The 13,567-nt window shown below is 65.8% G+C and carries 12 protein-coding genes and 1 pseudogene; 11 read left to right on the top strand and 2 right to left on the bottom strand.

What is annotated here, in order from left to right; translation table 11 throughout:
• Window positions 1-137 precede the first annotated feature (137 nt).
• The gene (locus QMG52_RS12090; protein WP_283560648.1) at window positions 138-1,928 is read left to right on the top strand and encodes a molybdopterin-dependent oxidoreductase; all 1,791 of its coding nucleotides are present in this window, start codon (window positions 138-140) and stop codon (window positions 1,926-1,928) included.
• A gap of 191 nt (window positions 1,929-2,119) precedes the next feature.
• Here the strand turns inward: QMG52_RS12090 and QMG52_RS12085 are convergent, their stop codons facing one another.
• On the bottom strand, window positions 2,120-2,503 hold the full coding sequence (locus QMG52_RS12085; RefSeq protein ID WP_283560647.1) for a recombinase family protein: 384 nt from the start codon (window positions 2,501-2,503) through the stop codon (window positions 2,120-2,122).
• Window positions 2,500-2,733 carry a recombinase family protein gene (locus tag QMG52_RS22310; protein ID WP_502920512.1) on the bottom strand — a complete coding sequence of 78 codons (234 nt, stop codon included), beginning with the start codon at window positions 2,731-2,733 and terminating at the stop codon, window positions 2,500-2,502. Before QMG52_RS22310 ends, QMG52_RS12085 begins: the two co-directional genes overlap by 4 nt.
• A gap of 369 nt (window positions 2,734-3,102) precedes the next feature.
• On the opposite strand from QMG52_RS22310, the gene QMG52_RS12075 reads away from it, so the two are divergent.
• The 10 genes and pseudogenes from QMG52_RS12075 (at window position 3,103) to kdpA (ending at window position 13,528) form a co-directional block, all read left to right on the top strand.
• Complete coding sequence (locus tag QMG52_RS12075; protein ID WP_283560645.1) at window positions 3,103-3,570, top strand: TQO small subunit DoxD; 468 nt, start codon at window positions 3,103-3,105, stop codon at window positions 3,568-3,570.
• Complete coding sequence (locus tag QMG52_RS12070) at window positions 3,567-3,968, top strand: Rv1678 family membrane protein (protein WP_283560644.1); 402 nt, start codon at window positions 3,567-3,569, stop codon at window positions 3,966-3,968. Before QMG52_RS12075 ends, QMG52_RS12070 begins: the two co-directional genes overlap by 4 nt.
• A complete protein-coding gene (gene fadE16 / locus QMG52_RS12065) occupies window positions 3,946-5,097 on the top strand; it encodes an Rv1679 family acyl-CoA dehydrogenase (protein WP_283560643.1) in 1,152 nt (383 codons plus the stop codon). Before QMG52_RS12070 ends, fadE16 begins: the two co-directional genes overlap by 23 nt.
• Window positions 5,094-5,906, top strand: a complete 813-nt coding sequence (locus QMG52_RS12060; RefSeq protein ID WP_283560642.1) for an Rv1680 family SBP-like protein — start codon at window positions 5,094-5,096, stop codon at window positions 5,904-5,906. Before fadE16 ends, QMG52_RS12060 begins: the two co-directional genes overlap by 4 nt.
• A complete protein-coding gene (locus QMG52_RS12055) occupies window positions 5,900-6,904 on the top strand; it encodes an Rv1681 family radical SAM protein (RefSeq protein ID WP_283560641.1) in 1,005 nt (334 codons plus the stop codon). The genes QMG52_RS12060 and QMG52_RS12055 overlap by 7 nt, the downstream gene beginning before the upstream one ends.
• A 606-nt stretch (window positions 6,905-7,510) precedes the next feature.
• A complete protein-coding gene (locus tag QMG52_RS22305) occupies window positions 7,511-7,861 on the top strand; it encodes a DUF2064 domain-containing protein (protein WP_502920515.1) in 351 nt (116 codons plus the stop codon).
• A gap of 905 nt (window positions 7,862-8,766) precedes the next feature.
• Window positions 8,767-10,743: an APC family permease gene (locus tag QMG52_RS12040; RefSeq protein WP_283560638.1), complete on the top strand. Its 1,977-nt coding sequence runs from the start codon at window positions 8,767-8,769 to the stop codon at window positions 10,741-10,743.
• A 311-nt stretch (window positions 10,744-11,054) separates the two neighbouring features.
• Window positions 11,055-11,678: a hypothetical protein gene (locus tag QMG52_RS12035; protein WP_283560637.1), complete on the top strand. Its 624-nt coding sequence runs from the start codon at window positions 11,055-11,057 to the stop codon at window positions 11,676-11,678.
• Window positions 11,679-11,862: 184 nt separating this feature from the next.
• A complete protein-coding gene (kdpF, locus tag QMG52_RS12030; protein WP_283560636.1) occupies window positions 11,863-11,961 on the top strand; it encodes a K(+)-transporting ATPase subunit F in 99 nt (32 codons plus the stop codon).
• 4 nt (window positions 11,962-11,965) lie between these two features.
• Window positions 11,966-13,528: pseudogene (gene kdpA / locus QMG52_RS12025) on the top strand (potassium-transporting ATPase subunit KdpA).
• The last annotated feature ends 39 nt before the right edge of the window (window positions 13,529-13,567 follow it).

The raw sequence follows: 13,567 nt of genomic DNA, 5'->3' as shown, positions 1-13,567 counted from the left end.
CGAAATCTTCAACCTCACCAAGCTGGCCCCGAAGAAAAGTTAGGTCATACACTTCCAAGCCCCAAAAAGAGCCTCTGACCTGCACAAACACAAGTTTCGAACCAATTAGCTAGGAAACTCCCGCTAGGCTCCGCAACATGGACCCCACAGGTGAAGAGCACGAATTTCCCACTGCGGTTTCTGCCGCCGACGCCCCAACACGGGTCCGCACGAGCTTTCGGACCGAGTTGGTTAAAAAGGAAGGCCATACCGTTGACGCGGGCTGGGCGGGCGGCATCGCACCGCAGTACGGTGTCGCCCCGCGCATACGGCTGGGAAGCAATAAATGGTTCAATCTGCTCTGGTTAATTCCTATTGGGCTGCTGCTGCTGATCATTGGAGTCGCGGTCGCCAAAGGCCTCCGGGAACTGACGGGTGTACAGGCCTTTATGCAACGCTACCCGGGAATGTCCCGGCTTCCCGATAATGCACCGGTAGGGTTTCCGGCGTGGCTGGGCTGGCAACATTTCCTGAACCTGTTCCTGATGACCTTCCTCATCCGCTCCGGGGTGACCATCATGGCCGATCACCCGAGGTTCTACTGGACCAGGAACTCGACCCCCGGCAAGGACTGGTTCCGCATGCAGAAACCCGTCCCGCCGGATCCCCTGTACACCGCGAAACAGGATTCAATCACGCTGCCGGACGGGGTGGGCCTGCCCGGCCGGCGCCACTCGATCGGGCTGGCACGGTGGTGGCACCTTGGTATCGATACCCTCTGGCTGCTGAACGGCATTGTCTTTTTCGTCCTGATTTTCAGCACCGGTCAATGGATGCGGCTGGTCCCGATGAGCTGGGACGTCATTCCCAATTCCATCTCCGTGGCTACCCAGTACCTCTCGCTGGACTGGCCCGCAGAATCCGGCTGGGTCAACTACAACAGTCTGCAGCTCCTCGCGTATTTCCTCACCGTCTTTATCGCCGCCCCGGCGGCCTTGGTAACGGGATTGGGCATGTCCCCGGCGCTCTCCACCCGGTTCCGCCGGATCAGCTCCTTGTTCAGCATCCAGGCGGCCCGTTCCCTGCATTTCCTGGTTCTGTGCTGGTTCGTCCTGTTTATCGTGGTGCATGTGACATTGGTGGTGACCACCGGGGCCCTGCGGAACCTCAACCATATGTACGCCAGCGAGGACAACGAATCCTGGCTCGGATTCGGAATCTTGGCCGTTTCCACGCTGGTCGTGATCGTTACCTGGGTCGCCGCCACTCCCTTGACCTACCGCCATCCGCGCACGGTCCAGAAGGTGGGCTACGCGCTGATCGGGCCGGCGCAGCGGCTCTTCGAGCATATTGATGCCAAACCCGGCCAGTACACCGAGAAGGACATTTCCCCGTACTTCTGGCACAACGGCAAGTTTCCGGAAACCGAGGAATACAAAGAACTGCGGGCCGGAAATTTCACCAACTTCCGGCTGCGGATCAACGGCCTGGTGGACAACCCGGTGGAACTGGACCTTGAGCAGCTGCGCGCCCTCCCCCATCACGAACAGATCACCCAGCACTTCTGTATCCAGGGCTGGTCCGGCGTGGCGAAATGGGGCGGCGTCTCCATGCAGACCATTCTCGAGGTGGCCAGGCCCAAGCCGGAGGCAAAGTGGGTCATCTTCTATTCCTTCGCCGAGGGGCCCGACAAGGGCATCTACTACGACGCGCAGCCGATCGGGCAGATGGCCTACCGGCTGACAATGCTGGCCTATGACATGAACGATGAGCCGCTCTCCTATGGCCACGGGGCCCCGCTGCGGCTGCGCAATGAAGTGGAGCTCGGTTTTAAACTGGTCAAATGGATCAAGGGCATCGAGTTCGTTGAGCATTTCTCCGAGGTCGGCGGCGGTCAGGGCGGCTACAACAACGACCACGAGTTCTTCGGATACCGTCAGTCCATTTGAGCAAACCACGGACGACGGCGGCAGCCGGGTGAGGCGGTCGTCGCAAGAGCAAACCACGGACGACGACGGCAGCCGGGTCAGGGCGGCCTTGCTGAAGTCGGTGAACGCGTCACGGACTTCCGGCGCCAGCTCCCGGCGAAGCTTACTCATGGCCGCGGTTGCCTGCGGATACAAACTTCCGGCTAGGGTGCTCAGGAACGTTCCACCCGTCCTCTACTGCTCCAATGGGGCGGTACTCCAATGAGGGGTCCGACCTGCGGCGGAACAGTGGCTGGCGCTAAGGATTCTGTCCCGGTGGCACGGCTCGGGGGTCTGGCCCTGGCGGCTGAGAGGATATTGGTATCCATGACTGTTGGGCGCCCGCCGGTGCGGCCTGGGGCCCGGGCTGCTGCGAGGCCGGCCACGGTTCGTTGGTGGATCATGTCGCGCTCGAGTTCGGCGAACGCGGCCATCATGACGAAGAATAATTTCCCTTCTCCGGTCGGGTTGTAGGTTCCGGTGAGGGTGCCAGTGAGAATCCGCAGGCCGACTCCTTGGTCGTGGAGGCTATCGGCGATGGTGAGGACTTCTTTCACTGACCGGCCGAGGCGGTCCAATTTCCACACGCACCGGGGCGTCTGTTTGGACGGAGATGGTCGAGGGCTTCGGCGAGCCCTGGGCGGGCGGTGGCGCGGCTGGAGATTTTGTCTTCGAAGATCCGGCCGCAACCGGCAGTTTTGAGGGCGTCTCGTTGGACTTGGGCGGCTTGTTCATTGGTGGAGACGGGGTGTAGCCGATGAGATCGAAGTGTTGGGTGGCCATTCATCGGTATTCGCCGACCTGTTGTGAGGTGGGTTGTGGACCGTTTGGTGTCGGCGCGCCGCCTGGGCGCGGGTCGTCTCAAAACCGGTTGTTATCCGACACTCTCAAACGGCTTAGCGCCCAGTTTGCCGCGCCTTGGTCCCCGACCCCTGGTCGATATGGGCGCCGTACGCCCATATGCACCGGCACCCTGACTGCCGTATGTGCCGTATGTAATGGAGGCCGTTCGGGATATGTAAGGACTTTAGTGTTGCGCGTCCCCGGCCGCGGGTCCTTAATGGGAGCCATGGGAAAGGCTCAGGTCATGGCTGCTGGAACGCCTGCGCCCGTTGAGGCGGGCGGGGACTCACGGCTGGCCCGTGGGGGTGTCGCCGTGTTGCGGATTGGTGTGGCGCTGCTGTGGATTCAGAACGTTGCGTGGAAGGTGCCACCAGACTTTGGTGAGCACGCGAACAACGGATTGTATTTTTTCACTCGTTTCGCGGTCGAGCGCCCGGTATTCCAGCCCTATGCATGGTTTGTTGAACACGTGGTGCTGCCGAATTTTCCCTTTTTCGGTTGGATGACGCTGTTCATCGAGGCCGGCCTCGGTGCGTTCCTGCTGATCGGGCTTGCCACCCGGTTTTGGGCGGTGGTCGGGTTGGCCCAGTCGCTGGCGATCACTGTGTCTGTCTTGAACGCACCCAATGAATGGCACTGGTCCTACTATCTGATGATCCTGGCGCACATCGCCGTGTTCGCCACCGCCGCCGGGCGCAGCTTCGGGGTCGACGGTGTCCTGCGCCCCGGCTGGCAGAAATCCACCGGACGCCTCGAGGCGCTCCTTGTGAGGCTCTCATGAGCGGGCGGCGCTTCGATCTTCCCGCGCTGGTCCTTGGTGTGGCCGCACTGCTGGGCTCCCTGTTCGCCTTCTCCACCGGCGGACCGGCGGCGGTGGACTTTATCCACGTCCGCGGTGCGGCCCTGATCGTGATCGTGGCGTTGGGGGTCCTCGCGGTGCTCGGTGGGGTGCTGCGCCGGCGCGTACTGGTGATTGTGGCCGGTACGGCTTTCGTGGCGGCCGCGGTGATTCAGCTCCTGCAGGCCGGCCAGACGGTCAACTGGCTCGGCGGGGATGGCTCCACCCTGGCGTTGATGGGCGGGCTGGGGCTCGGACTGCTCGCCGTCGGACTGACACCGCGTCCCCTCTCCACGCCCACAGACAGGAAGACCCACGATGAATCTAACCGCACGGCTTGATCCGGTACTCGCCATTGCCGGGGAGCATGCCCGCGACGTCGACGCCGATGCCCGGTTCCCCGAGGAAGCCGTCGCAGCCCTGCGGGAGTCCGGTCTGCTCGGCCTGACGCTGCCGGTGGAGGCAGGTGGTCTCGGCGGCGGCCCGCACGAACTGGTCGAGGTCCTGGGTGCCCTGGCCGGGATCTGCGGGTCGACGGCGATGATCTATCTGATGCACGTCAGTGCCGCGATGGCGGTGGCGGCCGGACCACCGCCGGGACTGCCGGACCTGGTGGCCGATCTGGCCGGCGGCAGGTTCCTCGGATCGCTGGCGTTCTCGGAGGCCGGATCCAGGTCGCACTTCTGGGCGCCCGTGTCGCGGGCAGGGCTCAACGGTGCGGGGGTGCGGCTGAACGCCGCCAAGAGCTGGGTGACCTCGGCCGGTCACGCCGACGTCCATATCGTCTCAACGCTGACGGCGGATGCCGACGGCGTTGATCTGTTCGCGGTCCCGGCGTCCACCCCCGGCGTCGAGGTGGCCGGGAGATGGCGCGGCATGGGGTTGCGCGGCAACGCCTCCTCCCCGATGACCTTCGACGTCGAGGTGCCCGAGAGCTACCGCGTCGGTGCGGCCGGTGCCGGGTTGGACCTGATGCTCCAGACAGTGTTGCCGTGGTTCAACCTGAGCAACGCGGCCGTGTCGGTCGGATTGTCCAGTGCCGCGGTGGACGCCGCGGTCCGGCACGCCAGCGCCGCCCGGCTGGAACATCTGAACGAGAGTCTGTCCGCGCTGCCGACTATCCGGGCCCGGCTGGCCCGGATGTCGATCGAGCTGGCCAGCACCGCGGCCCACCTCACCCAGGGCGCCGGCCGGCTTGTCGAACCGCGCGAGGACACCATGCTGCACGTGCTCGGCGTCAAGGCTGCGGCCAACGACGCGGCTCTGCGCATCACCGAGTCCGCGATGCGCGTCTGCGGCGGAGCGGCGTTCTCGGAGCATCTGCAGATCGATCGGTACTTCCGCGACGCCCGGGCCGGACACGTCATGGCCCCCACCGCCGACGTGCTCTACGACTTCTACGGCAAAGCCATCACCGGACAGCCCCTGTTTGAGAGCCAGCCGTCCGCCCCGGCGCAGGTCCCGGCATGAGCGCCCCGCTGATCGTGGGTTCGGTCGCTTACACTCCCAACGTGGTCACCATCTGGGAGGGAATCCGCGACTACTTCGCCGGCAGCCCAGCCGAGATGGATTTCGTGCTCTTCTCCAACTACGGGCGCCAGGTGGACGCACTGCTTCAGGGCACCATTGACCTGGCCTGGAACACCAACCTGGCCTGGGTACGCACCGTCGCGCAGACCAAGGGCGCCTGCCGGGCGCTGGCCATGCGGGACACCGACACCGTGTTCCGGACAATGTTCGTGGCCCGTGCCGGCAGCGGGCTGGGCGGTCTGGAGGATCTGACGGGCCGGCGGCTGGCGCTGGGGTCCCGCGATTCGGCGCAGGCCGCGATCCTGCCCGTCCACTTCCTGACCCGCGCCGGGCTCACCCCCGGCGAGGTGGACTTCCTGCGGATCGACAGCGACGTCGGCAAACACGGCGACACCGGCCGCAGCGAACTCGATGCCCTGCGCGCCGTCCTCGATGACAGAGCCGACGCCGCCGCAATCGGCATCAACACCTGGGAGGCAATCGGACGCGATGAGCTGATGCCCGGGGCCCTGGAGCTGTTCTGGGAATCCCCGGTCTACAGCCACTGCAACTTCACCGCCCTGCCCGCCCTCTCCGAGGAGCGGGCCACGCCTTGGGTCGAGCACCTGCTCGGGATGGACTGGGACAACCCGGCGCACCGGCCCATCCTTGAAATGGAAGGCCTGCGCCGATGGGTGGTCCCCCGGCTGGAGGGCTACGCATCGCTGTTCGAGGCGGTGCGCGAGCAGCAGATCGGCTCCCGATGGTAAACCACGCTATCATCCTGGATCTGGTTGAACGCACCGCTGCCGTGGCCGACGGCGCCACCGTGGCCGTGCCGCTGGGACCCGGCGACCCGAGCCCGCTGGCGGAGACGGTGGCCGCATGGTGTGCCCGGACAGGCAACGAACTCCTGGCGGTCAGGGACGGGGGCGCCGTCATCCGCCGCGGCCGTGCCCCGGACCCGCTCGTCGGGCTGGCTCCCGGGCAGATGCCCGGGACCCGGTTGTGGATGTATACCAACTTTGACTGCAACCTGGCCTGCGACTACTGCTGCGCCCGCTCCTCCCCGCAGACCGCGCGGCGGGCCCTAGGCATCGACCGTGTGCGCCGGCTGGCCGGCGAGGCCGTTCAGGCCGGGGTCAGCGAGCTGCTGCTCACAGGCGGGGAACCGTTCCTGCTGCCGGACCTCGACGACCTCGTGGCGGCATGCACGAACGCGCTGCCGACCACGCTGCTGACCAACGGGATGCTCTTCCGCGGGAACCGGCTCGAACGCCTGCGCCGGATGGACCGCAACACGCTCGTGCTGCAGATCAGCCTCGACTCCGCCACCCCCGACGACCACGACAGCCACCGCGGGACCGGGTCGTGGCAGCGGGCCGTGGCCGGCATCCGGATAGCGCAGGACGAGGGGTTCCGGGTCAGGGTCGCCGCGACCCTTCCCGCCGGGCAGGCCCACGAACTCCAACCCTTCCACGCCTTCCTCGACTCGCTCGGCATCGCGCCCGCTGACCAGGTCATCCGCGCCCTCGCCCACCGCGGCAAGGCCACCGCCGGACTGGAGCTGGCGATCGAAGCGCTCATCCCCGAAGTGACCGTCACCGCCGACGGCGTCTACTGGCACCCCGTCAGCGCCGACGACACCGACCAGCTCATCACTTCCGAGATCTTCCCGCTGGCCGAGGCCATCGCCGAGGTCCGCCGCCGATTCAGCGACTACCGCGCACGCGCCAACGCCGCCGCCCAATGGTTTCCCTGTGCCTGAGAACCCGAACCGCCACCGGGCGCAAGCATCCCCGGGCCGGGGATGCAGGAAACACCGAGCCACCGCGGTGCCCTTTCGGAATCAGGTCAGGACACGACCCGAAAAGCACTGAGCATCTACGTTGTCCTGCCCAGCCTGAATGAAAGCGGCCGCACTCCCCCGTGTTTTGGCGGGGCTGCCCGACCGTCCGCCCCATCGTGGTGGATAACGGGTCCACTGACGCCTCCGCCGCCGTCAGTCGCGCGCTCGGGGCCACTGTGGTGTATGAGCCGCGGACGGGTTTCGGGTGGGCAGCTCACGCCCGGTTGTCCTCAAGGCCGCGCGCGCCGGGTGGAGGATAGCGGAAACGCCGATTGGTTACCTGCCACGCACCGGGCGGTCCAAGGTCACCGGCACCGTGCGGGGCACCATCACGGCCGTGACCGACATGTCACTCCAGCTGCGGAGCAGCTGGTGCACCCGGCCTCCCCGCTCACCGTCGTCGTCATGGCCAAGTAATGCATACCCGGACAGGTCAAGACCCGGCTGACGCCGGCGTTGAGCCATGCCCTGGCCGCGGACGTAGCCGCCGCGAGCCTGGATGACGCACTGGCCACGGTCGCGGCCGTGCCCGTTGCACGCCGCGTCCTTGCCTACACTACCGACCGACACCCGGCCCTGGCTGCCGGCTTTGAACTGCTTCGACAGCCCGACGGCGACCTCGACCAGCGACTCGCCGCCGTCTTCGATGCCGCCCGTGGATACGGATGGGGCACCACGCTCCTGATCGGGATGGACGTGCCCCAGCTTCGAGCCGATCACCTCCGCGCCTGCCTCAGACCTGCACCCGGCGTCGACAGCTCGATCGGCCTCGCCGGTGACGGCGGCTTCTGGGCGTTGGCACTGCGCAACCCCGACGGGGACCTGACCCGGGCCCTGCAGGCAGCACTGGCACAACGCCCGACCGGAAGACCATGAGATCCCGTTGAGATCCGGTCATTGTTTGCCGCGCTGCTGCGGGACGGCTTCGCCTGGCGGCCGGCGACAGTGCCGGGTTTGCTGACATCGGCGCCGAAGTCCTGCGCGGGTTGTTGGGACGTACGGCGTTGGACAGGGACCTGGACGGCGCGGTGGAAGGTCAGGGCGGAGCTGGAGCCGACCAGGGAGGCGACCACGGGAGACATGCCCATCATGGCCATGAGCACCCCGAAGACCAGGCCTCCGGCCACCCCGGTGGCGGCGCGCCCTCCGAGGCCGGTGGAAAACGCATGGTGTGAAAGAGCTGGTGCGGTGCTCATGGGGGTGCCTTTCCTCAGCGGGTGTGTCTACCCGCCCACGCTGAGGCTGGAACCCCGCGCTGTTCAGTAATCCGGAACACACAAGGCGAGCCTTTTCAGAGCCATACCGCCCGGCGTCCCGGCGCTCATCCGGAGGCGGAGGGCCGCGAACGGGGACATCGTGGGCTTCCCGGCAATCCTCAACGCGCAGGCGGTCGTTGAATCCTCATGCATCGCCAGCCGCCCACCATAACCCGCGGCAGTCCGTAATAGCTGCCAGTAGGAGTAGTAGCACTCCTACTATCCGTTGTCGTCGATCAACTTCAGAATACGGGCTCTGCGTGAGGCCCGGGGTAACGGGGGCGCGGATGCGACCTCAGGGTTTGCCTTCCGTGGCGGACCAGGGATCGTCATCGGCGAAACTGCGGGCCGGAACGTTTGTAGCGCGCCCTGGGAATGGGCTCCCCATGGACGTACGCGAAGCCCGGCCAGCTCCGGCGTAAAGGATTCATCAAGATCCGTCTGAATCATCCGTGGCCGGTCTTGCACGGTGCTACGTTCGGCATTGATCGATCGCGGCGCGGTGTGCCGCGCGGAAAGGCATTGATGACTACGTTGAGCAGGCCGCCGGCAGATCCGTCGGCACCCAAGCCAGGAGGCAAGGCGGCGCTGAGGGACTGGCTGCTGTTTGGTTTGCAGGACAGCAAGGGCTCCCATCAGGGCCCGGGCGCGGCTACGTCATCTCATCTGAAGAAGCACTCCTGGTGGCAGGTGATGTGCCTGACCGGTGTCGACTACTTCTCCACACTCGGCTACCAGCCGGCGATCGCCGCCTTGGCCGCCGGAGTGATCTCCCCGCTTGCAACCTTGGTGCTGGTGGCCGTCACCCTTCTGGGGGCGCTTCCCGTCTATCGCCGGGTGGCCGGGGAAAGTCCCCGCGGAGAGGGGTCCATTGCCATGCTCGAGCGCCTTCTGCCGCGGTGGGGCGGCAAGCTGTTCGTCCTGGTTCTGCTCGGCTTCGCAGCGACTGACTTCATGATCACCATGACCCTCTCCGCAGCAGACGCGACCGCCCACGTGATCCAGAACCCGGTAGCCTCCGGCTGGCTCCAAGGCCAGAACGTGGCCGTCACCCTGTTCCTGCTGGCCCTCTTGGCCGCCGTCTTCCTGCGCGGCTTCAAGGAAGCCATCGGCGTCGCCGTCACCCTTGTTGCCCTGTACCTCAGCCTGAATGTCGTGGTGGTGGTCGTGACGCTCCTCGAGGTATTCACCCACCCCGTCGCCGTGGACGAGTGGTGGCGGGCACTGTCCACCTCCCACGGAAATCCGCTCATGGTGGTCGGCATCGCCCTGCTGGTCTTTCCCAAACTGGCGCTGGGCCTGTCCGGCTTCGAAACCGGAGTCGCTGTCATGCCCCAGATCCAGGGCCACGAGAGCGACACCGAGGACAATCCCGTAGGCCGAATCAAGGGCGCCCGCAGGCTGCTCACAACAGCCGCGGTCATCATGAGCGCGTTCCTGATCACCACCAGCTTCATCACCGTGGTGCTGATCCCGGCCCGGGAGTTCGGGCCCGGCGGACAGGCCAACGGACGTGCCCTGGCCTTCCTCGCCCACGAGTTCCTGGGCGTCGGCTTCGGCAGCGTGTACGACATCAGCACCATCGCCATCCTCTGGTTCGCCGGCGCATCGGCCATGGCAGGGCTGCTGAACCTGGTACCCCGCTACCTGCCCCGGTTCGGCATGGCCCCGGGATGGGCCAGGGCGGTGCGGCCGCTGGTGTTCGTGTTTACGCTGATCGGATTCCTGATCACGTTCCTCTTCAACGCCGACGTCGACGCGCAGGGCGGCGCCTACGCCACCGGCGTGCTCGTGCTGATGAGTTCGGCAGCGGTCGCCGTAACGCTTTCGGCCCGACGCCGGAAACAGCGCAAACGCACGGTGGGTTTCGGGATCATCGCGGTGGTGTTCATCTACACCACGATCGCGAACGTTTTTGAACGTCCTGAAGGCATCAGGATCGCCGCCGTCTTCATCGCGGGCATCATCGTGATCTCGCTGCTCTCACGGGTCCGGCGTTCCTTCGAATTGCACGCCACCCACGTCCACATGGACCGGCAGGCACTTGAGTTCATGTCCGAGGTGCTGGACGGACCGCTGGGGATCATCTCCCATGAACCGCTCCGACTCAGTGCCGCAGCATACCGGGATAAACTAACCTCAGCGATCGAGGTCAGCCATCTGCCCGTGGACCAGCAGGCCTTGTTCCTGGAAGTCATCGTGGACGATTCCTCCGACTTCGAAACGGAGCTGGAGGTCCGGGGCGTGGTCCGGCACGGATACCGGATCCTGGAAGTCCACGGGCCGGTCGTTCCGAACACGATCGCCTCGGTCCTGCTGCACATCCGGGACGTGACAGGCCTGATGCCGCACATCTACTTCCGGTGGACCGAAGGCAACCCGGTGGTCAACCTTCTGCGCTTCCTGTTCCTGGGCGAAGGCGAGATCGCACCCGTCACCCGGGAGGTGCTGCGCGAAGCCGAACCCGACGTCACCCGGCGACCCTGGGTCCACGTCGGCTGACAACCAAGCGTGGAGCGCTGCTGCCAGCCCCCATGAACCCGCGTCCGCGCCGGATCGGCGGGGACGGCTCTTCCATGCCGGACGCAAAATCTCATGTCCTGAGCCGGCCGCAGAGTTGTGCCTGAGACGGCAAATCAGGATGCCCGTTAAGGATGCATAAAGATCTGTGCCCTGGCCGTAAGGGTTGTGCAAATAACCGGTTCCCGGCCGTTTTTGCGGTGTCTACTCATGATGTGGCCACAACGGCCACGCCGCGGTGAAGGCGAGAACACGCACCGTGGCCGGGGACCGGAAGAAAGAAACGCACGCGAATGTTCCAGCTGATCAAGTCATTGTGGCCGACTGACCCTTGGCTGCCGGTACCGGATAATTTCGACACCGGGACGCGCGCGGAAGGGGGCCGCGATTTCATCACGGTCGATGGCGGGACGTTCGAATACGCCCCCTCGGCCACCGCCGTGGCCAGGAGCTTCGAATACTCGGGCCAGGCGCAGTGCATCGTGGACCGGGCGGGCAACAACTACCCGCTGTTTGCCGACGAACGGGGCGGGGTCATCCTCGGAGCATCGATGGGCAAGGCGGACCTTGTCTGGCTCCGCCACGCCTGGGCCGAAGCCCAACAGGATCAGCCCCGCAAGTATCCGCTCATCCGGAACGCGCCGCCCAGCGACGCCGGCTTCCTGGCCGCGCTCTTTGAAGTACTAACGGCGGCGGCCGCCGGCGACGGCAATTGGAGCGTTCAACTGCACCGTCGGAAATTTCACGTTGAAACTCTTCGCGAAGCCGGCGCACAGCTTCTCAAAGAAGGCGACCTGTCGAATGCGGTCGTGCGCGACCCCTACGGACACTTCTATCGGCCGATCCGCCAGCACCGGAGCCCTCTTGCACTGACGGACCGGCATTTTCTGGTGTACCGGGAAACCTGCGCCCCGTAGCCGGTCCCTTCCCTGCCGGGGGCTTGACCTCCCCGTCGCCATTAGAAGGATCTGTCGGGGCCGCCGTCCGGACAGCATGAAAGGCAGTCGTAATGGCCGATCTTGTGGTCATTGCAGCCGATGCCGTCTCCATGGGTGCGGTGATGTGGGCTGCCAAGCTGCTTGAGTCCGTGGTGGAGAAGCCATGAGCTTCGACGCCGTGATGTGGGCGGTTCTGACCGTGGCGGCCATCGGGCTGCTGGGCTACCTGCTCGCCGCCCTGATCCGTCCGGAACGGTGGTGACCTGGTGGGTTTCAGCACCGTCTCGTTCCTGACACAGATCGCCGTTCTCCTGGTCCTGCTGGTGGCAGCGCACAAGCCGCTTGGGCTGTACATGGCCCGCGTGTTCACCGGCGAACGGAACAGCCGAGCTGGGCGCGTGTTCTACCGCTTGGCAGGGGTCGACTATGCAGCGGACCAGCGTTGGCCGGTATATGTGCGCAGTGTCCTGGCCTTCTCGGCGGTCTCCATCGCGGCGGTCTTCGCACTCCAGCGGCTCCTGGGCCTGATCCCCGGCCGCAACGGGCTCAGCGGGGTTGATCCGTGGGTGGCCATGCACACTGCGGTGTCTTTTGTCACCAACACCAACTGGCAGACGTACGTCCCTGAGAGCACGGTGGGGATTTTCGTGCAGATGTGCCTGCTGGTGGTGCAGAACTTCCTCTCTGCCGCCGTCGGCATCATCGTCGTCATCGCCCTCATCCGCGGGCTGGCCCGGACCGCCACAGACTGGATCGGCAATTTCTGGGTCGACCTGGCCCGTGCGTCCTTCCGCATTCTCCTGCCCCTGGCCGCGGTCGCCGCCGTAGCCATGGTGCTCTCGGGTGTGGTGCAGAACTTCTGGAGCACCGATGTCGTCAACCAGGCGATGGGTGTCCGGCAGACAATTCCGGGTGGCCCTGTGGCTTCGCAGGAGGCCATCAAGATCGTGGGAACGAACGGCGGCGGCTACTTCAACGCCAATTCCGCGCACCCGTTTGAAAACCCGAACATCTTCATCAGTCTCTTCCAGGTCTTCCTGCTGCTGCTGATCCCCTCCGCTCTGCCCTACACGTACGGACGGATGGTCGGTGACCAGCGGCAGGGACACACCGTTGCCGCCGTCATGGGCACGCTGTGGCTGACGGCCGTCGTGCTCATGGGCGCGAGCGTCGCCATCGGGGCGGGAACCGCGACGGCGGCTGCCGGCGGACTGGGGGAAGGATTCGAGCAGCGCTTCGGCGCCCCCCGCCAGCGCCCTCTACGCCTCGTCCACCACGCTGACCTCCACGGGTGCCGTGAACGTGGCCCACGATTCGCTGCCGCCACTGGCTGGCGGCGTGGCCATGCTGGACATGATGCTCGGCGAAGTGGCACCCGGCGGGACCGGGTCCGGGCTGTACGGGATGCTCGTGCTGGCGATCATCGCCGTGTTCATTGCCGGACTCATGGTCGGGCGCACGCCGGAGTTCCTGGGCAAGAAAATCGGGCCGGCCGAGATGAAGCTTGCTGTACGCCTTCACCTCCGCGGCGAACAACAACGGCTCCGCGTTCGGCGGAATCACCACCTCCGGCCCGGCCATGGCCACGCTCCTGGCCGCGGCGATGCTGTTGGGGCGGTTCCTGCCGATGGCCTTGGTCCTGGCGCTGGCCGGCTCCCTGGCCCGGCAGAGGCACGTCCCGGCAACGGCACGTCCCGGCAACGGCAGGTACACTCCCGACCCACGGCTGGGAGTTCGGTTCACTGCTACTCGCCGTGACCCTCATCCTGACCGCATTGACGTATTTCCCGGCCCTGGCTCTGGGGCCCCTCGCAGAAGGACTGGCATGATGAGCACAACCCGCCTGCTTGCCTCTATTCGCACCCGCG

The organism is Paenarthrobacter sp. PH39-S1, assembly GCF_030063245.1.
Taxonomy (GTDB): domain Bacteria; phylum Actinomycetota; class Actinomycetes; order Actinomycetales; family Micrococcaceae; genus Arthrobacter_M.
This window is presented reverse-complemented; position numbering and strand designations above follow the sequence as displayed.